The sequence below is a fragment of the Streptomyces goshikiensis genome, from assembly GCF_014650555.1.
In the GTDB taxonomy this organism is placed as follows: domain Bacteria; phylum Actinomycetota; class Actinomycetes; order Streptomycetales; family Streptomycetaceae; genus Streptomyces; species Streptomyces goshikiensis.
Genome location: NZ_BMVE01000003.1, coordinates 197,520 through 219,360, shown reverse-complemented (window position 1 = coordinate 219,360; position 21,841 = coordinate 197,520). Strand labels below are relative to the sequence as shown.

Below are 21,841 nucleotides of genomic sequence, written 5' to 3'. Positions count from 1 at the left end.
TGGAACTTGGTATCGTGTACCGGAACATCTGGTGGAGACCATACCCATCCGCGGAGATCACATGTCAACGGCCGACGACAACCCGATCCCCGAACCCGGCGCGGCGCCCCCTCCCGGTCGCGGCGGCCGCGCTTCGGCGGCAGGCAGCGCGCTGGAGAAGTCCCTGCGGATCCTGGAGGCCGTCGCGACGCCCGGCGGTCCGCACCGGCTCACCGACCTGACGGCGGCGGCCGCGGTCCCGAAGTCCAGTACGTTCCGGATCCTGGCCTCGCTCATCGAGCAGGGCTTCGTACGCCCGGAGGCCGACAGCCGGTACGCGCCGGGCCCCCGGCTGCGCGCACTGGCCGCCCTCGTGGGAGCCGGGGAGCCGGCGGACGTCGAGCGGATCCTGGACGAGCTCCGGCGCGCCACCGGGCAGACGGTGCATCTGGCGCTGCACACCGGAGAGTCCCTCACCTACATCCGGAAGCTGGAGAGCGACCAGCCCTTCCGGACGGCCTCCCGCGTCGGCATGCGCATGCCCCTGCACACGACGGCGATCGGCAAGGCCGTCCTGGCCCACCTGCCCGCCGAGGAGGTGCGGGAGCTGATCGCCGCCACCGGCCTGCCCGGCCGCACGCCCCGCTCGCTGACCACCCCGCAGGCGCTGCGGGCCGAGCTGGAGGCGGTCCGCGCGCGGGGGTTCGCGGTGGACGACGAGGAGAACGAGCCCACCATCCGCTGCGTCGGCGCGCCGGTCCTCGGCCCGGGCGGCCGCCCGGTCGGCGGGGTGTCCGTCACCACCGTCACCTTCCTGGTCTCCCGCGAGCAGATCGAGACCTACGCACCGGCCCTGCGCGCGGCTACGGAGGCCCTGGCTCCGCTTCTCTGACGACGATGCCGGAGTCGGCGGGCGCGGGCGCGGGCGCGGTGGCGGCGGTGGTGGCGGCGGCGAGTTCCCGGGCGGTCCGCAGGTGCCGGTGCCCGGGCTCCAGGACCCGGCCGGCCGCGTCGAGGACCCGGGCCAGCCGGGCGCGGGCCTCGTCCGCCCGCCCCTCGGCGATCAGCGCCCGGGCCCACTCCAGCCGGGCGTAGACCGTGTGCGGGTGCTCGGCGCCGAGCACCCGGGTGCGGTCGGCCGCCAGGGCCGCCCAGGCTCCGGTGGCCTCGGCGGGCCGGCCGGACCGGGCGGCGAGGGCCGCCAGGCTGCTCCGGATCGCGAGCGTGTGCGGGTCGTCGGGGCCGAGCAGGCCCTCCGCGTCGGCGAGCAGCACGGCCAGCTGCCGCCCGGCCTCGGCCGGTTCGGTGGCGCGGTACCAGATCAGGCTGCGCCGGGTGGCCAGCGTCTGCGGGTGCCGGGGTCCCTGGACGCGCAGCCGGTCGGCGAGCAGCCGCTCCAGCTGGCGGGCCGCGCCGCGCCCGTCGCCCGCCTCGCCGGTGAAGTAGGCCAGCTGGTGCCGGGTGGCCAGGGTGTCGGGGTGGTCGGGACCCAGCACCGCCTCGGTGTCGGCGGCCAGCTCCGCGAACCGGGCTGCCGCCGCGCGGTCGTCCCCGGCCTCCCCCGTGAAGAAGGCCAGCTGGTGCCGGGCGGCCAGGGTGTCGCGGTGGCGGGGGCCGAGCCGGTCCTCGCGGCGCCGGACGATCCCGGCGAGGTCGGCGGCGGCCCGGCGCGGCCGGCCGGAGTCCCCGACGGCGATGGCCAGGGGCAGTTCGGCGCCCGGGACGCCGCCGCGGTGGGCCCGGGTGAGGGCCTCCACCGCCCGGGGCAGCCGCCCCTCCTGATGGGCGACCAGCCCCATGTCGTACGCGTCGACGGGCTCCACCCGGGCCAGCAGACCCCGCCACAGATGGTCGGGAACCGGCTCCGGCCCGGGTGCGTTCAGCAGGTAGTCGAAGGCCGTGTACCCCTGGCCGTAGTTGCCGATGAGCAGCCCGCTCGTCGCGTAGGCGGAGGCGCAGGCCCAGTCCATTGCCGCCGCGAAGGGCTCGGGCTGGAGGTCGCCGCCGCCGCGCGCCGCCAGGTAGGGGGCGTGCAGCGCGCGCAGCCACTCGCGGCTGACGGGCCGCCGCAGCCCGGCCCGGCGGCAGTCCACGGCCGCCGCGACGACGGCCGCGCCCCGCGGGTTGGTGCCCGGGGCCCAGGCGTTCTCCCAGGAGGCGCGCAGCTCCGGCCCGGCGGCGAGGACCTCGGCGATCCCGAAGCGCTCCCCGGCGCGCAGCGCGGCCCCGATCCGGGGGTCCGCCTGGTGGGCGGCGGCCCTGCGGCGCTCCTCCGGGGACCAGTGCCGGGCCAGGCGCAGCACCGTCGCCCGCTGGAGCAGATCGCGCTGGGCCCGCCAGGCGTCGCGGTCGGAGCCGGTGAGCCGGCTCTCCTCGCGGGCGTCGTAGCGGCGGTATTCCTGGACCCGCATGGTCGCGACGACCAGGGTGCGCGAGAGCGTGGCCAGCTGGGCGGCGGTGAGACCGCCGGCGCCGAGGTAGTCCTCCAGGTCGTCCAGCCACAGCACGGCGCGGCGCCGGCGCGCGGCGATCCGTACCGCCTCCGGGAGCGCGGCGCGGGAGAGCGGGCGGACGAAGGCGTGCCGGGGGTGGCGGGCGCGGGTCACCTCGTAGGCCAGCCGGGTCTTGCCCGCCGTGGACTCCCCCACCACCAGGACGAATCCGCCGCCGGCGAGGGCCGCGCGCAGCCGGGGCGCGGCGTCGCGCTCGATGTACGCGGGGGCGGCGCCGGGGGTCTCGGCCGGATGGGCGCCGGCCAGTTCGGGCCGGTCCAGCTGGCGCAGCCGCGGGATCCGCCCGGCGGGGGTGCGCAGCAGTTCGGCGGCGCTCGCGCCGGGCGGGTCCCCCGGCGCGAGCCGCTCGGCGAGGAGCCCGGACAGCGTGGTCACGGCCGCGCCGATGCCGGTGGCCCAGGCTCCGGAGGTCCACAGGGAGGCCAGCGCCAGCGCGCCCGCTCCCAGCCCGACCGCGCCGAGATAGCCGAGCCAGCCCCTCGTACGGCCGGATCCACTCCAGAGCAACGCCGGCATGCCGCCCCCAACATGTCCCGTGGTGACTCCCATTGTGGCCCCGCCCGGGACTTCGGGTACCCCAAGGGAGCGATGGACGGCGGGAGTTCATCCGCGCTTGCGGGGCGGCGCCCAACCCGAACCCGGCCGCTCGGCCGGCTCGCGGGGATGCGATGCTGGCGGCCCCATCAGTCAGATTTTCGCAAGGCGGGAAATCTGACTTCCGGATAAGTGTTATCGGGGCCTCGCTCGACGGTCTCCCAGGTATTGGGCATCATCGACCGCCGGTACGGACAGGGAACAATCACATGAGCACACAGCACACGGCAGCACTGGTCGCAGCGGCCCGCGCGGGCGATCCCCGCGCGCAGGACGAGCTGGTCGGCTCCTTCCTGCCGCTGGTCTACAACATCGTCGGGCGGGCCCTGAACGGCTCCTGCGACGTGGACGACGTGGTGCAGGACACGATGCTGCGTGCCCTCGACGGGCTGGGCGGTCTGCGGGCGGACGACAGCTTCCGCTCCTGGCTGGTGGCGATCACGATGAACCGCATCCGGGCGTACTGGCAGGAGCGCCGGAGCGGCCTCGGCGAGAGCGGCCTGGACGAGGCGAACGACCTCGCCGACCCGGGCGCCGACTTCGTCGACCTGACCGTCGTACGGCTCAACCTGGCCGGTCAGCGTCGCGAGACGGCCCGCGCCACGCGCTGGCTGGAGCCCGACGACCGGGCCCTGCTGTCGCTGTGGTGGCTGGAGTGCGCCGGGGAGGTCACCCGCGCGGAGATGGCCGCCGCGCTGGAGCTGTCGCCGCAGCACACGGCGGTCCGGGTGCAGCGGATGAAGGCCCAGCTGGAGTCGGCGCGGGTCGTCGAGCGGGCGCTGGACTCGCAGCCGCCGTGCGACGCGCTGCGCGCGGTGACGGCGGGCTGGGACGGCCGGCCCTCGGCGCTGTGGCGCAAGCGAATAGCCCGGCACGCCCGGGAATGCATGCGTTGTTCCGGTCTGTTCAGCGGCCTGGTCCCGGCGGAGGGCCTGCTGGCCGGGCTGGCCCTGGTACCGGTCGGGGCGGCGCTCCTCGCGGGCGTACGGTCGGCCGCGGCGAGCGGCATGGTCCCCGTCGGCTCCGCGGTGCACGACGCGGCCACGGAGCTCACCCCGGTCGTGTCGGGCCCGGGCCGGGCGGCCCGGCGGCGCGCGGGCGACTCCGGGCCGGGCTCCGGTTCCGGTTCCGCGTCCGGCTCCGAGGCGGGCGGCCGCGGCGTCCTGCGCAAGCGGCGCCAGAACCGGCGCCGGGTCATCGGCGGGGCCGTGCTCGCCGCGTGCGTCGCGGGCGGCGGGCTGGTCTACCTCGGTACGCTGCCGGGCTCCGGCAAGACCGAGGCCGAGGGCGGCGCGACCGCTTCGCCGCTGGCGGCCCTGTCGGCCCCCGACGCGGTGCTCCCCTCGGGTTCGCCCTCGCCCTCGGCGTCCGCTTCGGCTTCCGCCTCGCCGTCCCCCTCCGCGTCGGCCTCCGCCTCCGCCTCCCCGTCGCCGAGCGCGTCCACCGCGAGCGCGAGCCCCTCGCCGACCCGCACCAAGTCCACGCCGCCCAAGCCCTCGGCCCCGGCGCCGGCGCCCGCCCCGCCGGGGGTCGCGGGTCAGGTCATCGCCCTGGTCAACAAGGAGCGGGCCGCCGCGGGCTGCGGGCCGCTCACGGAGAACTCCCAGCTCCGCTCGGCCGCCCAGGGGCACTCCGACGACATGGCCGCCCGGAACTTCTTCGACCACACCAACCCCGACGGGGCCGACCCGGGCAAGCGGGTGACCGCCGCCGGGTACCGGTGGTCGACGTACGGGGAGAACATCGCGCGGGGGCAGCAGAACGCCGACTCGGTCATGGACTCCTGGATGAAGAGCCCGGGCCACCGCGCCAACATCCTCAACTGCGCGTTCAAGGAGATCGGCGTGGGCATCCACCAGGGCGCCGGCGGCCCGTGGTGGACCCAGAACTTCGGCGCCAAGATGTAGCCGGGGCGCCGCCCGCGCCTGCCCCCGCCGCCTCAGGTTTCCGGCAGGATGGAGACTGGAGCCGAAAGGGCTGTTCAGAGCGCGGGCGGACGGAGAACTGCGGTATGGCGAGGAAAGAGCTCCGCCCGCACCAGCGCGAAGCGGTCGACGCCGTGGCGCGGGCGCTGGAGCTGCCCGCCGGGGGCCGGGTGCCCCAGGCGGGCCTGCGGACCCAGGTGATCATGGCCACGGGTTCCGGGAAGTCGCTGGTCGCCGTGCGCTCGGCGCAGGAGCTCCGGGCGGCCCGGGTGCTGGTCCTGGTGCCCACCCTGGACCTGCTCGTGCAGACGGCGGCGGCCTGGCGGGAGGGCGGCCGGGCCGGGCGGCGCCTCGCCGTCTGCTCGCTGCGCGAGGACGACGCCGGGATGCCCACCACCACCGATCCGGCCGAACTGGCCCGCCGGGGCGGCCGGGTGGCGGACCGGGTGACGGTGTTCGCCACGTACGCCTCGCTGGGCATGGGCACGATCGAGCGGGCGCACCTCGCGGGGCTGCCGGCCTGGGACCTGATCGTGGTCGACGAGGCGCACCGTACGTCCGGGCGGATCGGCAAGCCCTGGGCGGTGGTGCACGACAACGCCCGGATCCCCGCCCTCCGGCGGCTGTACATGACGGCCACGCCCCGCGTGTGGCAGGACGGCGAGCCTCCCGAAGAGGGCGGCGAGAGCGGTGAGGACGGCGCGGACGACGGCGGCCGGGGTCGGAGCGGGCTCGTCGCCTCGATGGAGGACGACCCGGCAGGACCGTTCGGGGCGCGCTGCCACACCCTGACCCTGTCCGAGGCCATCGACCGGGGGATCTGCGCCCCGTACCGGGTGGTCTGTGTGGACGTCACCGATCCGGGCTTCCAGGCGGCCGTGCTGCTGGGCCCGGACGGCCGCTCGGACGCGGTGCGCGGGAGCCGGCTCGCGGCGTTGCAGACGGCGCTGGTGAAGGCGGCCGCGGACCAGGGGTTCCGGCGGACGCTCGTCTTCCACCACCTGACGCGGGAGGCCGAGGCGTTCGCCGCCGGACTCCCGGCGGTGGCGCGGCGCCTGCGGTCCGCCCGGCCTCCCGGCGGGGCCCCGGGGAGGTCCGCGGGAGGAGCGCGCCCGGGAGCCGGGGAGCCCAAGGGGCCCGTGTATCCCCGGACGGTCTGGGCCGACTGGCTGTGCGGTCTGCACCCGCCCGCGCACCGCCGCCGGGTGCTGGCGGAGTTCGCCTCGGGCCAGGCCGCCGAGAAGGCCTTCCTCGGCAGCGTCCGGGTGCTGGGCGAGGGCGTCGACATCGCCGAGTGCGACTCCGTGTACTGGGCGGACGTCCGCGGCTCGATGCCCGACCTGGTCCAGGCGGTCGGCCGGGCGCTGCGGATCCGGCCCGGCGAGGGAAAGGTCGCCTCGCTGGTGGTGCCGGTGCTCCTGGGGCCGGGCGAGACACCGGAGTCGATGCTGACCTCACGGGCGTACGGGAGCCTCGCGCGGCTGCTGGAGGCGCTGCGGGCGCACGACACCCGGCTCGTCGAGGCCCTCGCCCAGCCGCAGGCCCCGGGCCGCCCGGCGGGAGCGCCGGGGGCGGGGTCCGCGGCGGAGTCCCTGCTGAGCTTCGCCACCCCGCGCGATCCGGCGCTGCTGGCGGCGTTCGTCCGGCTCCGGGTGCTGAACCCGGAGCACGAGCACTGGCGGCGCGGGGTCGAGGCGGCCCGGATCTACGCGGAGGGCGCCGGGGACCTGAAGGTGCCGTTCGCCCACCGGGTGCCGGCGGGCGCGTCGCCGTGGCCGCCCGGGCTGGCCGGGTTCCCGCTCGGCCAGTGGATCGCGGACGCGCGGCGCACGTACCGCCGGGGCGCGCTGGGCCGGGAGCGGGTGGCGGAGCTGGACCGGCTGGGCATGGTGTGGAGCCACTTCGACGTGGCGTTCGAGGAGGGGCTGCAGGCGGCCCGCGCCTGGGCGGCGGAGCACGGGCACCTGCTGCCGCCGGCGGACGCCACCTGGAACGGGGCGCCGGTCGGGATCTGGGTGAAGAACCAGCGCGCGGCGGCCCGCCGCGAGGGTGCGGGCGCGCTGTCGCAGGAGCGGCGCGAGGCCCTGGAGGAGATCGACGCGGCCTGGTGCCCGGCCTGGCCGGTCTCCTGGCAGCGGGCCTTCCACCTGACCCGGGTGCACCTGGACGCGGGCGGGCGGCTCCCGGCCGGTCCGGGCGAGGTGCTGGTGCAGGGCGAGGACCTGGGCCTGTGGCTGCGGTCCCAGCGGCTGTCCTGGGAGCGGCTGTCCTGGGCGCAGCGCTGGCTGCTGGAGCACACGCTGGGGGCGGCCCCGGCGACCGGGGCCGAGCTCCCCCCGCCGCGGGTCGCCCACGCGGCGGCCTGGGCGGCGCACCTGGAGGCGGCCCGGCGCTTCCACGAGCGCGAGCGGCACCTGCGGGTGCCCCGTACGCATGTGGAGCGGGTCGGCGGGCGGGAGTTCAAGCTGGGTTCGTGGATCGCCAACCAGCGTTCCCGCGCCGCGTCGCTCACCCCGGAGCGGGTCGAGGCGCTGACGGCCCTGGGCATGCGCTGGTCGGCGTCCGCCTGACCGTCAGTGGTGGAAGCCGGACCGGGGCTCGGTGGCGGGCACGGGCGGCGGTGTGGCGGTGAGGTGCTCCACGGCCTTGCGCAGGTCCGAGGCGAGCAGGGCGATCTGATCGCGGGTCACGCCATGCCGGATCAGGACGCGTTGGATGACGGTGTCGTCGCGGTCGGCCGGCAGCGCGTACGAGGGCACCTGCCAGCCGCGCATCCGCAGCCGGTCGGAGAGGTCGTAGAGCGTGAAGGGGCTCCCCTCCGGGTCGGCGAGGGTGTACGAGACGGCGGGGAGGCCGCCCCGGCCGTCGTAGAGGAGGGTGAAGGGGCCCATCGCGGCGATCTCCTGGGCCAGGTACTGGGCGGTCTCGGCGCAGGCCAGCTGGACGCGCCGGTAGCCGCCGCGGCCCAGGCGCAGGAACAGGTAGTACTGGGCGATGACCTCGCCGCCGGGGCGGGAGAAGTTGAGGGCGAAGGTCGGCATGTCGCCGCCGAGGTAGTCCACGTTGAAGACGAGGTCGGCGGGGAGGAGGTCGGCGGTGCGCCAGACGATCCAGCCGACGCCGAGGGGGGCCAGGCCGTACTTGTGGCCCGAGGTGTTGACGGAGGCCACGCGCGGCAGCCGGAAGTCCCAGACGACGTCGGGGTGCAGGAAGGGGGCGACGAACCCGCCGCTGGCGGCGTCGACGTGGACGGGTACGTCCCAGCCGTGTTCGGCCTGGATCCGGTCGAGTTCGGCGCAGATCTCGGCGACGGGTTCGTAGTCGCAGCTGTAGGTGACGCCGAGGATGGCGACGACGCCGATGGTGTTCTCGTCCACGTACTGGGCGAGCTGGTGGGGCCGCAGGCCGGTGGCGCCGGGCTCCAGCGGGATCTGGCGCAGCTCGACGTCGAAGTAGCGGGCGAACTTGTCCCAGCAGATCTGTACCGGGCCGCAGATGAGGTTGGGACGGTCGACGGGGAGGCCCGCGGCGCGGCGGCGTTCGCGCCAGCGCCATTTGAGGGCGAGGCCGCCGAGCATGGCCGCCTCGCTGGAGCCGGTGGTGGAGCAGCCGGTGGCCGCGCCGCCGGAGGGGGCGTTCCAGAGGTCGGCCAGGATGTTGACGCAGCGGGATTCGATCTCGGCCGTCTGCGGGTACTCGTCCTTGTCGATCATGTTCTTGTCGAGGCACTCGGCCATCAGGCGGCGCACGCCGTCGTCGGACCAGGTGGTGCAGAAGGTGGCCAGGTTCTGGGCCGCGTTGCCGTCGAGGAGGAGCTCGTTGTGCAGGAGCTCGTAGACCACCTCGGAGGGCGAGTGGTCCTCCGGCATCCGGTACTTGGGGAGGATCTCGCCACTCAACGCGGAAGTGAACACGTCCGTGTCGGCGTCCTGGGCGGGTACGTCCTTCGTCTCATGCAGAGCCATATCCGGACTATAAGTGAACCAACCAGACAATTCCGGCTTCTGTATCCGGACGACTCCAGCGTGTGACGCTGCACATAGCCACCGGGGTTCGCCGGAGATTTTATCGTTCGATACGATTACGCGCGTAGATCTTCCTGTCCGAGCCGCTGGAGCCGGTACGGACGGGAAGATCGGTCAATTCGTTCGATCCGCAACTTGTCGAACGATGTCCTGATATCGAACAACCGGCCGCACCGCCCTGATAGTTCTTCGGCCATGAACAAGATCACCCGCCGGCAGGCCCTGGGCACGACCGCCGGCACGCTCAGTGCCCTCGGTCTCCTCGGCGCCGCCGCCCACAGCGCGACCGCCGCATCCCCGGCCCCCGCCGCCCCCGCCGGAACCGTCGACGAGGTGTTCCAGGGACGCCGCATCCAGATCAGCCCCGCCACGGGCGGCGGCCACCACGGCGGCCACCACGGCTCCGATCTGCCCACGGTCCGAATAGACGGCCGCGAACTGCACGTGATGCGCAACGCCGACGGCACCTGGATCAGCGTGGTCAACCACTACGAGACCTTCGCCGACCCCACCTCGCTCGCCCGCGCCGCGGTCCGCGAGCTCCAGGGCGCCCAGCTCGCTCCGTTCGCACCGATGGGAGGCGCGGCATGACCGTGCGCAAGAACCAGGCCACGCTGTCCGCCGAGGAGAAGCGCGCCTTCACCAACGCGCTGATCGAGCTCAAGCGCACCGGCGCCTACGACCGCTTCGTCACCACGCACAACGGCTTCATCATGAGCGACACCGACTCGGGTGACCGCGTCGGCCACCGCTCGCCGTCCTTCCTGCCCTGGCACCGCCGCTTCCTCCTGGAGTTCGAGGCCGCGCTGCAGACGGTGGACGCCAAGGTCACCATCCCCTACTGGGACTGGAGCGCGGACCGCACCACCAGATCCTCCCTCTGGGCCGCCGACTTCCTCGGCGGCACCGGCCGGGCGCGCGACGGCCAGGTGACCGACGGACCGTTCGCGTACGCGACGGGCAAGTGGGACATCAACGTCCGCGTGGACGGCCGCAACTACCTGCGGCGCGCCCTCGGCGCGGGCGTCGCCGAGCTGCCGACGAAGGCCGAGGTGGACGCCGTACTGTCCATGCCGGTCTACGACATGGCCCCGTGGAACAGCTCCTCGAACGGCTTCCGCAACAACCTGGAGGGCTGGCGCGGCGCCAACCTCCACAACCGGGTGCACGTGTGGGTCGGCGGCCAGATGGCCACCGGGGTCTCCCCCAACGACCCGGTGTTCTGGATGCACCACGCCTTCGTCGACAAGCTGTGGGCCGACTGGCAGGCCCGCAACCCGCGTTCGACGTACCTGCCGGCGGCGGGCACCTCGAACGTGGTGGACCTGCACGACACCATGCGGCCGTGGAACAACGTGACCCCGGCCGACATGCTGGACCACCGCAAGTTCTACACCTTCGACACCGAGCCGGCGGCGGCCAGCCAGCGGTAGTGAAGTTCGGGGCGGCCCACCTGACCGTACCGGGGGGTGCGGTCGGCGCGGCCGGTGTCCACCAGGTGCTCCAGATAGCGCCGGGCGGTGATCCGGGAGATCCCCGCAGCCTCGGCCGCCCCGGCCGCGGTCAGCCCTTCGGGCGCGGCCCGCAGCAGCGCGGCGACCCTGTCCAGGGTCGGCGCGCTGAGGCCTTTCGGGAGCTCGGCCGGGCGGGGCGCGCGCAGGGCCGCGAGGGCCCGGTCCACGTCGTCCTGGCCCGCCGCCTCACCCGCCGTCGCGCGGAACTCCGCGTACCGCAGCAGCCGTTCGCGCAGGGTGGGGAAGGCGAACGGCTTGAGCACGTACTGCACGACGCCGACCGAGACGCTCTCCCGGACCACCGCGAGGTCGCGCGCCGAGGTCACCACGATCACGTCGACGGGATGCCCGGCGGCCCGCAGCCCCCGGGCGAAGCGCAGCCCGTGCCCGTCGGGCAGGGTCAGGTCCAGGAGCAGCAGATCGACCCCGGTCCGCTCCAGCACCCGGGTGGCCTCGGCCAGCGAGTGCACGGCGCCGACGGCGGTGAACCCGGGCACCCGGCCGACGTAGAGCGCGTGCGCGGCGGCGGCGACGGGGTCGTCCTCGACGATCAGGACCCGCACCTCGGGCGCGCTCATGCCCCCGCCTCCCCGCGCGTCGGCAGTCGTACGGTGAACTCCGCGCCGCCCTCGGCACGCGCGCCGGCATCGGCGCTGCCGCCGTGCCGGTGGGCCACCTGGCGCACCAGCGCGAGGCCGAGGCCGCGCCCCTCGCCCTTGCCCGACCAGCCGCGCCGGAACACGTCCGCGCCCTCGGGCAGCCCCGGCCCGTTGTCGGCGACCCGGATGAGCAGCCCGTCGCCCTCGGCGCGCACCGTCACCATGACCCGGCCGCCGGGGACCCCGCTGAGGGCGTCCACCGCGTTGTCCACGAGGTTGCCGAGCACCGTGACGAGGTCGCGGGCCGGCGGGATCCCGGTCCGCCCGTCTATCACGCTGCTGTCCGGGGTGACGACCAGCTCCACGCCGCGCTCGTGCGCCTGGGCGGCCTTCCCCAGCAGCAGCGCCACCAGCACCGGTTCCCCGACGGCGGTGACCACCTCGTCGGTGAGGGCCTGGGCCAGCTCCAGTTCGGCGGTGGCGAACTCCACCGCCTCCTCGGCCCGGTCGAGTTCGATGAGGGAGACCACGGTGTGCAGCCGGTTGGCGGCCTCGTGGGCCTGGGAGCGCAGGGCCTGCGTGAACCCGCGCTCGTGGTCCAGTTCCCCGGTCAGCGACTGGAGTTCGGTGTGGTCGCGCAGGGTCACTACGGTGCCCTTGCGGCCGCCGCCGGCGACGGGCGAACTGTTGACGACCAGCACCCGGTCGGCCGTCAGGTGCACCTCGTCCACCCGGGGCCCGTCGGCGAGCAGCGCGCCGGTCAGCGGTGCGGGCAGCCCGAGGTCGGCGACGCCGGTTCCCCTGATCTTCCCCTCCAGGCCGAGGAGTTCGCGGCCCGCGTCGTTGATGAGGGTGATCCGGCGCTGGCCGTCGAGCATGAGCAGTCCCTCGCGGACGCCGTGCAGGGCCGCCTGGTGGTAGTCGTACATCCGGCTCAGCTCGGCGGCGTTCATGCCGTGGGTGTGCCGCCGCAGCCGGGCGTTGACCACGTAGGTGCCCGCGCCGCCCAGGGCGAGGGCGCCGGCCGCGAACCAGCCGAGGACGACGAGCTGCGCGGCCAGCCGGTCGCCGATGACGCGGACGGTGATCCCGGCGCTGACCATGCCGATCACCCGGCCGTTGTCGCTCAGCGGGGTGACCACGCGGATCGAGGGGCCGAGGGTTCCGGTGTAGGTCTCGCTGAAGGTCTCGCCGCGCAGGGCGGGGGCGGTGTTGCCGATGAACCGCTCCCCGATGCGGCGCGGGTCGGGGTGGGTCCAGCGCCGCCCGTCCGGGGCCATGATCGTCACGAAGTCCACTCCGGAGTCGGTGCGCACCCGCTCGGCGTAGGGCTGGAGCTCGGCCGAGAGCGCGGCGAAGGCATCGACCGCGGAGCCGGTCGCGGGACCGGTCGCGGAGCGGGTCGCAGGACCGGTCGCGGGACCGGTCGCGGAGCCGGTCGCAGGGCTGGTCGCGGAGCGGGTCGCGGAACTCGCCGGGGCGCCCGTCGCCGAGCCTGTCGGGAGGCCGGCCGCGGGGGCGGTGCCCGGCGCCGCCTCGCGCACCGCCTCGCGGACGGACGGGGAGTCGGCGACCGAGCGGGCCACCGCCCCGGCCTGGCGCCGGGCGGCGTCCTCGGCCTGGCCGCGGGCGGTCGCGTACGCGAACACGGCGCAGCCAGCGACGATGACCGCGACCACCAGCACCTGCATGGCGAACAACTGGCCGGCGAGGGAGCGCGGCGGCCGAGGCAAACGGAACATGGGGCTCAGTGTGTACCCGGCCATGAACTCAATGAACGCAAGGGTGACCGGGGTCACATCGGCGGGCGATGGTCTCCCGGAACGCATTCACCACCAGGAGGCAGCGTGGCCGCCAGACGCGACAAGACCCATTATCTCTACATCGCGGTGATCGGCGCGGTACTCCTCGGAATCGCCGTCGGCTTCGCCGCCCCCGGCGTGGCCGTCGAACTGAAGCCGCTGGGCACCGGCTTCGTGAACCTCATCAAGATGATGATCTCGCCCGTGATCTTCTGCACGATCGTGCTCGGCATCGGATCGGTGCGCAAGGCCGCCAAGGTCGGCGCCGTGGGCGGGCTCGCCCTCGGCTACTTCATGATCATGTCCACGGTCGCCCTGGCGATCGGGCTCCTGGTCGGGAACCTGCTGGAGCCGGGCAGCGGGCTGCACCTCACCGAGGCGGCGCGGCACGCCGGCGAGGCGCAGGCCAAGGCGGGCGGGGCGCAGAGCACGCCGGAGTTCCTGCTGGCGATCATCCCGACGACGATGGTCTCCGCCTTCACCGGGGGCCAGGTGCTCCAGACGCTGCTGGTGGCGCTGCTGTGCGGGTTCGCGCTCCAGGCCATGGGCCCGGCGGGCGAGCCGCTGCTGCGCGGGATCGGGCACGTACAGAAGCTGGTGTTCCGGGTCCTCGCGATGATCATGTGGGCGGCCCCGGTGGGCGCGTTCGGGGCGATCGCGGCGGTGGTCGGCGCGACCGGCATCGACGCCCTGAAGTCACTGGCCGTGATCATGATCGGCTTCTACACGACCTGTCTGCTGTTCGTGATCGTGGTGCTGGGCACGCTGCTGCGGGTGTGCACGGGAGTCAGCGTGTTCGCGCTGCTGCGCTACCTGGGCCGGGAGTTCCTGCTGATCCTGTCCACCTCCTCCTCGGAGTCGGCGCTGCCGCGGCTGATCGCGAAGATGGAGCACCTCGGGGTCTCCAAGCCGGTGGTCGGCATCACGGTGCCGACGGGCTACTCGTTCAACCTGGACGGGACCGCGATCTACCTGACGATGTCCTCACTGTTCATCGCGGAGGCCATGGACAAGCCGCTGGCCATCGGCGAGCAGATCTCCCTGCTGCTGTTCATGATCGTGGCCTCGAAGGGCGCGGCCGGCGTCACCGGCGCGGGCCTGGCCACCCTGGCCGGCGGACTCCAGTCACACCGGCCGGAACTCGTGGACGGAGTCGGCCTGATCGTGGGCATCGACCGGTTCATGAGCGAGGCGCGGGCGCTGACGAACTTCGCCGGGAACGCGGTCGCGACGGTGCTGATCGGGACGTGGACGAAGGAGTTCGACCGCGACCGGGCCGCCGAAGTCCTCGCGGGCCGCTGCCCGTTCGACGAGACCACGCTCGTGGAGGACACGCACGGTGACCAGGCGGACGACGGGGCCGCGACCCCGGTACCGGCCCAGCCGGCCACCCCCAAGGACGGCGTCCCGGCCTAGCGGACCCGGCCGCCCCGCATCCATCCATGGTCGATTTTCAGCCATCGGCGGGCGAATACGCGTGCGGTAAAAGGTACTTCCGCAGCGGGGCACCCGTCTGACATCTTGCGTCCACCACTCGTTTCGTACGGCCCGGTAGCTGCCACCAGCAGCTCCGGGCCGTCTTCGGAGGACGCATTGATACCCCACATATCCAGCCGACCTCGACGTACCCTCGTGCTGGCCGCCACGCTCGGCGCCGCACTCGCCTTCGGGGCCCCCGCCGCGCTCGCCGGCACCGCCCCCGTCTCCCCGTCCGGGGCCCCCGCCCCGGTCGCCAAGGCCCCGGGTGGCGCCAAGGCCGCCGCGCCGTCTTCCCAGAGTGCGACCTGGGTTGCCGGCACGCGCGCCTACCTCGTGATCACCGCCCCCGGTGACAGCTCGGCCGTCCGTTCGGCCATCGCCGCCAACGGCGGCACGGTGTTCTCGAACTACGACGCCATCGGCGTGATCGTCGCCCACTCGGCCTCCTCCACCTTCGCCACCACCATGCGCGGGGTCTCCGGGGTCCAGAAGGTCGGCGCCACCCGCACCTCGGACGTCCCCGCGGACGCCTACAACCCGGCCCTGCCCGCCAACCCGGCCCAGTCCAGCACCCCTGCGGGCGAGCCGGTCCGCGCGGACATGAGCCAGATCAAGGCCGACCAGGCCTGGGCCGTCACCACCGGTTCCGCCTCCGTCAAGGTCGGCGTCCTGGACACCGGCGTGGACGACCAGCACCAGGACCTCGCGCCGAACTTCAACGCGGCCGACTCCGTCTCCTGCGCCTACGGCAAGGCGGACGCCCGCACCGGCGCCTGGCGTGACGTGGACACCCACGGCACCCACGTCGCGGGCACCATCGCGGCCGCCAAGAACGGCAAGGGCGTCGTCGGCGTGGCCCCGGGCGTGAAGATCTCCGCGGTCCGCGTCGCCGAGCCGGGCAACTCGTTCTTCTTCGCCGAGAACACCATCTGCGGCTTCGTGTGGGCCGGTGACCACGGCTTCAAGGTCACCAACAACAGCTACTACACGGACCCGTGGCAGTTCAACTGCCCCGACAACATCGACCAGGCCGCGATCATCGAGGGCGTCAAGCGCGCCCAGGAGTACGCGGAGAGCAAGGGCTCGCTCCAGATCGCCGCGGCCGGCAACGAGAACTACGACCTGGCCCACAAGACGACCGACACCGCGAGCCCCAACGACTCGACCCCGGTCACCCGCACCATCACCAACGCCTGCCTCGACATCCCGACCGAGCTCCCGGGCGTGGTCACCGTCGCGGCGAACGGATCGGGCACCACGAAGGCCTCGTTCTCGAACTTCGGCTCGGGCGTCATCGACGTCGCGGCCCCGGGCAGCGACGTCTACTCCACCCTGCCGGGCGGCAAGTACGGCACCAAGAGCGGCACCTCGATGGCCACCCCGCACGTCGTGGGCGTCGCGGCGCTGATCGCCAGTGCCAACCCCGGCATCACCCCGGCGCAGATCCGCGACAAGCTGGCCACCCAGGCCAACGACATCGCCTGCCCGTCGGACAGCCGCTGCACCGGCACCGCGGCCAACAACTCCTTCTTCGGCGAGGGCCAGGTCGACGCCCTCAAGGCCGTCGGGAGCACCCCGCCGTCCGGGAAGTACTTCGAGAACCTCGGTGACGTCGCCATCGGCGACAACACCACCGTCGAGAGCCCGATCACGGTCAGCGGGGTGAGCGGCAACGCCCCGGCCACCCTCAAGGTGGGCGTGGACATCAAGCACACCTACATCGGTGACCTGAAGGTCGACCTGGTGGCGCCGGACGGCACCGTCTACACGGTCCACAACCGGGCCGGCGGCGGCACCGACAACATCGCGCAGACCTACACCGTCAACGCCTCCTCGGAGGTCGCGAACGGCACGTGGAAGCTGCGCGTGAACGACAACGCCGGCGGCGACACCGGCAAGATCGACGCCTGGAACCTCACGTTCTAGTGGGTCGCCACGAGCGGATCTAGCGCCGCGGGACGCGTCGGCGAGCCGGCGGTCGAAGACGACGTCACGGCGCTGCCGCAGGGCCATCGGGGAGCGGTGCAACCGCGCCCCGGTGGCCCGCGCCGGTTCGCACGGACCGCCCGCTCACCTGGTCCGCAGCACGCAGTCCCCGCACAGCCCCCCGCCGGGCACCTGGTAGTACAGGCAGCAGCTGCGCCGTACGAAGGCCACCCCGAGGCCCTCTTCGTACAGGAAGGTGCCCGCGCCGCCCAGGGCGCCGCCGTCGGCCAGCAGGTCCGCCGCGAGCGAGACGGCGGGCCCGCCCGGAACCCGGTCGAGCAGCACCCGCAGCGCCCCCACCAGCCCTGAGGCGGTGTTGCCGCGCAGCGCCTTCGCCGAGACCCCGAACCGCTCGCGCAGCCCCGCGTCCAGCACCCCCAGGTTGCCCAGCACGTTCTCCCCCAGCGCCCCGGCGTCCAGCGCGCCCGTTTCCGGCTCGGGCAGCCACAGTTCCAGCGATCCCGCCGCGGGCAGCCGCCACCACACCCGGTCGACGCCCAGATCCGGCACCCGCCCGCCCAGGGCGGCGCAGCCGAGCCCCAGCGACCACAGCCGCGAGGCGATGCCGAGCTGTGCGGTGGACGCGGCGACCCGGCCGGGTCCGCTGCGGATCCGCCGGCCCACCTCGGTGACGTACGGGCCCAGCCGCTCCCCGTAGAGGTCGCCGAGCGGGCGGAAGCCGGGGCCGGGGGGCTCCTTCCCGTACGGCACGGTGAAGAACGGCCCGACGGAGGCCAGCCGCCGCAGTACGTCGTCCATGTCCATGAACGCGATGATCTCAAGGGCGCGCCGGGCGGGTGCCCGCCCCCTCGGAACCGGGCCCCCCGGGGCGCTCCGGAACGCTCCGCGGCGGCCCGCCCGGACCCTCGGCGGACCCGGGTGGCGCAACGCCGTGACCCGGTCGGCCCGCCGCCCCCTGGACACTCCTGCGACGGCCGCCTGTTCGATGGCCGCCCGGCCCGGTTCCCGGCCGGGCCGGCCCGGCGTCCAGGTGGCCGGGCGCTGGTACGGCGACGCCGGGTCGCCTCCGTATCGTCGCAGGTCAGGCACGCCGAACCGGTGACTTTCGCCACTCGGGGCAGCCGCTTGGCGGGTCCACGTCGACCGGTTGAAGGGATGTCCCCGGATCAGGATTGAGGGCTCTTCCCGGCGGGGACGAAAGTCCTCGAAAATCATCGCCATGACGTTGCCATTTAGGGGGTTCATGAGAGCCCGTTGAGGGGCTACATTGAGCCACTCGCGTTCACCTGACAGCCCGTTGCCTTTCACCCGTGTTTTGCACGGGGGGCGACGTCAGGAGCGCAGACTGTGCAACCACCCCACCGCCCAGAAGGACCGAAGGCTCCGTGCCCGTACCCGTACTCCTCGCCGGCCGCTCCGTGCGGCTCGAGCCCCTCGCCCCCCACCACACCGAGGCCTTGGCCATGGCCGGGGCCGAGGATCGTACGACTTACGCCTTCACTCCCGTACCCCATGGGGTGCAGGCGTCCCACGAGTACATCGACCGTGCCCTCGCCGATCAGGCAGCGGGTCGATCGCTCCCGTTCGCGGTGGTCAGAGCCACCGACGGGCGGGTCGTCGGTTCGACCCGGTTCCTGGAACTGGACTACTGGCAGGGGCCGCTCGTGTGGCCCGCCGTGCCGGGAGTCCCGTTCGGCGATCCCGCCACGGCGATCCCCGATGCCGCCGAGATCGGCAATACCTGGCTGTCCCCGGCGGCCCAGGGAACCGGCATCAACACCGAGGCGAAGCTGCTCATGCTCCGCCATGCCTTCGAAACCTGGGGCGTCCGGCGCATCTCGCTGCGCGCGGACGCCCGTAACGGGCGCTCGCGCGCAGCGATGGAGCGCCTCGGGTTCACCTGTGAAGGGGTCCGCCGGGCCCATTCGCGGGGGCTCGACGGCGCGGTGCGCAGTACGGCCTTCTACTCGATCCTCGACGAGGAGTGGCCGACGGTCCGGTCGATCATCGAGCTCAGGCTGTCTTCGGCGGCGCAGCGCAAGCGCCGCCGCAAGACGCTGATCCCGGCGTAGCGGTCCTGCCGGCCGGCGCCCGCCCCGGTCCTCCCGGCCCTCAGCCGAGGAAGGCCGGGGCGAGCGCCGAGTCCATCAGCCGGGCCGGGGCGCCGCTCCCGTCGGCCGGTACCGCGTACAGGTCGGCGCCGAAGTCGCCGGGCAGGGAGTAGACGACGGTCTTGTCGTCCGTCCACACCACCTGGTCGTCCACGCTGCGTTCCTCGGCGAGCGGGGTCTCCCGCATCGTGGCCAGGTCCAGCGCGTACAGCCGCCAGGGCGCCTCCGCCGGGGCGCCCTCCACCCGCTTCTTGAAGACCAGCCGGGTGCCGTCGGGGGAGAGCGAGGGGCATTCCAGGTTCTCGCGCAGGGTGGTCACGGTCCGCCCGGCCAGGTCGCCGCGGACCAGGTAGGTCTTGCCGCCGGTCGCGAGCGTCGCGTAGAAGCCCCGTTCGTCGGCGGTGAAGGTCACGCCCCAGAAGTTGACGTCGGCGTTGCGGTACGTCTTGCCGTCCTTGCGGATGGTGAAGTCCTCCAGCGAGGCGTCGTACCGACCGGTGCGCAGGTCGAGCACCGAGGTGCGGGTCGAGAAGTTCGTTCCGGCGTACGAGTCCCCGCCGACGAAGACGGTCCAGGCGGCGAGGTGCCCGCCGGGCGAGACCCGGGCGCGGGTGGGGATGCCCGCCAGCGGGTGCGCGGAGACCTCCTTGAGGCGGGCGTCGAGGACGACCGCCCGGTAGCTCTCCTGGACCCCGCCCTTGTCGGCCTGGAGGCAGACGCCGGTGCCCGCGGCGGAGTGGAAGCGCAGGCAGGTCACTCCGGAGGCGGTACGGGGCCCCTCGGGTTCACCGGCCGGGACGGTGGCGAGCTCGTCGCGGTGCGGGCCCCAGGCCATGTTCCGGAACACGATCCGCCGGCCGCCGTCGCCGGGGGTCAGGGAGACCTCGCCCCGGGTGATCCGGGGCCCGCCGGCCCGGGCCTGGTTCTTCTCGTCGGCGCGCGAGGAGGCCCGTACGACGGCGAGCGCGCCCACGGCGGCGAGCAGGGCGGCGGCGCAGACGAGGATCAGGATCCGGCGCTGGAGGGTCATGGGGGCCTTTCGGGGGTGGGGGTCAGGCGTCGGCGCCGGGCCGGAGCCGGACGCAGAGGGCGGCCGCGACGGCGAGCAGCGCGGCGGCGACGGCGAGCGCGGGGCGGGGGCCCCACACGGTCCAGACGGCGCCGAAGCCCAGCGAGGCGGCGAACCGCGCGAGGGCCTGGCCGGTCTGGACGAGGGCGAGTCCGGCGCCGCGGTGTTCCTCGGGGACGGTCCCGGCGGCGGCGGCCATGAGCACGCCGTCGGTGGCGGCGTAGAAGCCGCCGTGCAGCAGGAGCACCGCGTAGGGCAGCGCCGGGTGCTGCCCGCCGACGAGGAGGAGCCCGTAGAGGAGGAGCAGCGCGAGGTGGCCGCCGAGGAAGACCCGGCGGCGGCCGATCCGGTCGGCGAGCCGGCCCAGCGGCAGCGCCAGCAGGAAGAACGCGGCGGCGGTGCCCAGCGGCAGCAGCGCGAACCAGCGGTCGGCGATCCCGGTGGCGCGCTGGAGGAGCAGGAAGACGAAGCCGTCGCTGACGGTGCACAGGCCGAGCAGCAGCGCGCAGAGGCTGATCCGGCGCAGGTCGCGGCGGCGCAGCAGGCCGACGGAGGCCCGCAGTGAGACGGGCTCGGCGCCGGGGGCGGCCGTGGTGCGGCGGCCGGGGACGAAGAGGACCAGCACCAGGACCCCCAGGGCGGCCACGCAGGCGCTGACGGTGAAGACGGCGTCGTAGCCGTCGGCGGCGCCGCGCAGGATCAGGAAGGCCAGGATCGGCCCGATCAGCGCGCCCGCGGTGTCCATGGCCCGGTGCACGCCGAAGGCCCGGCCGCGGTCCGCGGGCGCGGCGGACAGCGAGATCAGGGCGTCGCGCGGGGCGGTGCGCAGGCCCTTGCCGGTCCGGTCGAGGGCGAGCACGGCGCCGATGGCGGGCAGGGTGTGCACGAGCAGGAGGAGCGGTTTGCACAGGGCGGAGAGGCCGTAGCCGATGCCGGCGAGGGCCTTGTGGCGGCCGAGGCGGTCGCCGAGGTGGCCGCCGGTCAGCCGGACCAGGGCGCTGACGCCGTTGTAGAGGCCGTCGAGGAGTCCGAAGCCGAGCGGGGAGAGCCCGAGGCCGGCGACGAGGTAGAGCGGGAGCACGGCCGTGACCATCTCGGAGGAGACGTCGGTGATCAGGCTGACCGTGCCGAGGGCGAGCACCGTGGGGGCGAGCGCGGCGCGCCGCCCCGGGCTGGTGCCCGGGGCGACGGCCGGTGACTCGGGGGTCACGGCGGGCGCGGGGGTGCCGCGACTGTCCGCAACGTACATGGTCAGGAGGCCCAGATCCCCGTGATGTCCTTGGCGCCGGCGGCGTTGCCGGCGTGGGTGGTCAGGCCGGCGAGGCCTTCCAGGGTGCGGAGCACGTCGTAGTGGTTGTAGGTGGTGCTCGACGTGCTGCCGGGGGTGACGGGCTGGCCGTAGAGGACGGTCGGGATCTTGTTGCCCGCGAGCCGGTTGTCCTCGTCGAAGGTGACGACGAGGAGGCTGTTGTGGGTCTTGGCCCAGTCGGCGTAGGCCTTGAGGTTGTTCTTGAGCCAGGTGTCACCGGTGCCGACGGAGCAGTCGTGCATGTCGTTGCAGAGGTTGGGGACGACGAAGGAGACCTTGGGCAGGGTGGTGAAGTCCGCCGGGAACTGGGTCATCGTCTTGGCGGTGCTGGTGGGCACGTTGGAGAACGCGAACCAGGGGTTGTGTTTGCGGGCGTAGTTACCGCTGCTGCAGGTGGTGGAGCCCTGGCTGGGCAGGGTCTCGTTGTAGCTGGCCCAGGTCTTGCCGGCGGCTATCAGCTCGGAGGCCAGGTTGGGGGCGGAGCTGAAGCCGGGGGTGTAGCAGCTGTCCCCGGTCACGCCCTGGTGGGAGCCGGAGAACAGCTGGAGGTAGTTCGGCTGGCTGGGGTGGGTGATGCCGAAGGAGTTGGTGAGGTTGGCTCCCCCCGTCTTGAGGGAGTTGAGGTAGGGGGCGCTGGAGCTGCCGATCACCTGGTTGTAGGCGTGGTTCTCGAAGACCACGACGACGACGTGGTCGGGCGCGGGCAGGCCGGCGGCGTGCGCGGGCTGGGCGGCTCCGATGCCGGCCCACAGGGCCGCGCCGGCGGCGGTGACGCCGAAGGCGGCGGCGAGGGCGGTCTTACGGCTCACCTGTGAACGGGACATGCCAAACACGGGGAATACCTCCGGGCAGGGGGGGGTGGGGGCGGCGGCGCGGACGCACCATACCCAGCGGCATGTGCATGGGCCAGGGATACTCGGCGAACAGCGCGGGAACTCCACCGAGCCGCTGAGCGATGGGCAACGCATTGCCCTA

The 21,841-nt window shown here is 74.0% G+C and carries 16 protein-coding genes; 8 read left to right on the top strand and 8 right to left on the bottom strand.

From position 1 onward, the window contains the following. Nucleotides 1-61: 61 nt before the first annotated feature. Nucleotides 62-871, top strand: coding sequence for an IclR family transcriptional regulator (locus IE248_RS11090; RefSeq protein WP_190030619.1), 810 nt, complete (start codon nt 62-64; stop codon nt 869-871). Here the strand turns inward: IE248_RS11090 and IE248_RS11085 are convergent. After that, on the bottom strand, nt 843-3,008 hold the full coding sequence (locus IE248_RS11085; RefSeq protein ID WP_190030618.1) for a tetratricopeptide repeat protein: 2,166 nt from the start codon (nt 3,006-3,008) through the stop codon (nt 843-845). The genes IE248_RS11090 and IE248_RS11085 overlap by 29 nt on opposite strands. A gap of 287 nt (nt 3,009-3,295) precedes the next feature. Between IE248_RS11085 and IE248_RS11080 the strand changes: the two genes are divergently transcribed. Together IE248_RS11080 and IE248_RS11075 are read left to right on the top strand one after the other, a co-directional pair. Beyond that, nucleotides 3,296-4,993 carry a sigma-70 family RNA polymerase sigma factor gene (locus IE248_RS11080; RefSeq protein ID WP_190030617.1) on the top strand — a complete coding sequence of 566 codons (1,698 nt, stop codon included), beginning with the start codon at nt 3,296-3,298 and terminating at the stop codon, nt 4,991-4,993. A 104-nt stretch (nt 4,994-5,097) separates the two neighbouring features. Beyond that, nucleotides 5,098-7,581, top strand: a complete 2,484-nt coding sequence (locus IE248_RS11075; RefSeq protein ID WP_190030616.1) for a DEAD/DEAH box helicase — start codon at nt 5,098-5,100, stop codon at nt 7,579-7,581. Nucleotides 7,582-7,584: 3 nt separating this feature from the next. Here the strand turns inward: IE248_RS11075 and gad are convergent, their stop codons facing one another. Beyond that, on the bottom strand, nt 7,585-8,976 hold the full coding sequence (gad, locus tag IE248_RS11070) for a glutamate decarboxylase (RefSeq protein WP_037798780.1): 1,392 nt from the start codon (nt 8,974-8,976) through the stop codon (nt 7,585-7,587). A 255-nt stretch (nt 8,977-9,231) separates the two neighbouring features. Between gad and melC1 the strand changes: the two genes are divergently transcribed. Together melC1 and melC2 are read left to right on the top strand one after the other, a co-directional pair. Beyond that, entirely contained in the window at nt 9,232-9,627 is a 396-nt protein-coding gene (gene melC1 / locus IE248_RS11065) for an apotyrosinase chaperone MelC1 (RefSeq protein WP_037798778.1), read from the top strand. Beyond that, nucleotides 9,624-10,469, top strand: coding sequence for a tyrosinase MelC2 (gene melC2, locus IE248_RS11060; protein WP_037798777.1), 846 nt, complete (start codon nt 9,624-9,626; stop codon nt 10,467-10,469). Before melC1 ends, melC2 begins: the two co-directional genes overlap by 4 nt. On the opposite strand, the gene IE248_RS11055 is transcribed toward melC2, so the two are convergent. Together IE248_RS11055 and IE248_RS11050 are read right to left on the bottom strand one after the other, a co-directional pair. Next, nucleotides 10,427-11,128 carry a response regulator gene (locus IE248_RS11055; RefSeq protein ID WP_037798776.1) on the bottom strand — a complete coding sequence of 234 codons (702 nt, stop codon included), beginning with the start codon at nt 11,126-11,128 and terminating at the stop codon, nt 10,427-10,429. The two genes, melC2 and IE248_RS11055, sit on opposite strands and share 43 nt — an antisense overlap. Beyond that, nucleotides 11,125-12,891, bottom strand: coding sequence for a sensor histidine kinase (locus IE248_RS11050; protein WP_229895249.1), 1,767 nt, complete (start codon nt 12,889-12,891; stop codon nt 11,125-11,127). Before IE248_RS11050 ends, IE248_RS11055 begins: the two co-directional genes overlap by 4 nt. 105 nt (nt 12,892-12,996) lie before the next feature. On the opposite strand from IE248_RS11050, the gene IE248_RS11040 reads away from it, so the two are divergent. Continuing rightward, on the top strand, nt 12,997-14,367 hold the full coding sequence (locus tag IE248_RS11040; RefSeq protein ID WP_073798567.1) for a cation:dicarboxylate symporter family transporter: 1,371 nt from the start codon (nt 12,997-12,999) through the stop codon (nt 14,365-14,367). Between the two features lie 216 nt (nt 14,368-14,583). After that, entirely contained in the window at nt 14,584-16,356 is a 1,773-nt protein-coding gene (locus tag IE248_RS11035; RefSeq protein WP_047960801.1) for a S8 family peptidase, read from the top strand. A gap of 144 nt (nt 16,357-16,500) precedes the next feature. On the opposite strand, the gene IE248_RS11030 is transcribed toward IE248_RS11035, so the two are convergent. Then, nucleotides 16,501-17,181, bottom strand: coding sequence for a (2Fe-2S)-binding protein (locus IE248_RS11030; protein WP_190030615.1), 681 nt, complete (start codon nt 17,179-17,181; stop codon nt 16,501-16,503). A 581-nt stretch (nt 17,182-17,762) separates the two neighbouring features. Here IE248_RS11030 and IE248_RS11025 point away from each other — a divergent pair. Further along, a complete protein-coding gene (locus tag IE248_RS11025) occupies nt 17,763-18,449 on the top strand; it encodes a GNAT family N-acetyltransferase (RefSeq protein ID WP_073798565.1) in 687 nt (228 codons plus the stop codon). A gap of 40 nt (nt 18,450-18,489) precedes the next feature. Here the strand turns inward: IE248_RS11025 and IE248_RS11020 are convergent, their stop codons facing one another. From IE248_RS11020 to IE248_RS11010, 3 genes are read right to left on the bottom strand one after another with little or no spacing between them, the layout of a single operon-like run. Beyond that, complete coding sequence (locus IE248_RS11020; protein WP_073798564.1) at nt 18,490-19,518, bottom strand: TolB family protein; 1,029 nt, start codon at nt 19,516-19,518, stop codon at nt 18,490-18,492. Nucleotides 19,519-19,540: 22 nt separating this feature from the next. Further along, a complete protein-coding gene (locus IE248_RS11015; protein WP_190030614.1) occupies nt 19,541-20,806 on the bottom strand; it encodes an MFS transporter in 1,266 nt (421 codons plus the stop codon). Nucleotides 20,807-20,808: 2 nt separating this feature from the next. Beyond that, complete coding sequence (locus IE248_RS11010; protein WP_047960799.1) at nt 20,809-21,690, bottom strand: alkaline phosphatase family protein; 882 nt, start codon at nt 21,688-21,690, stop codon at nt 20,809-20,811. Between the last annotated feature and the right edge of the window lie 151 nt (nt 21,691-21,841).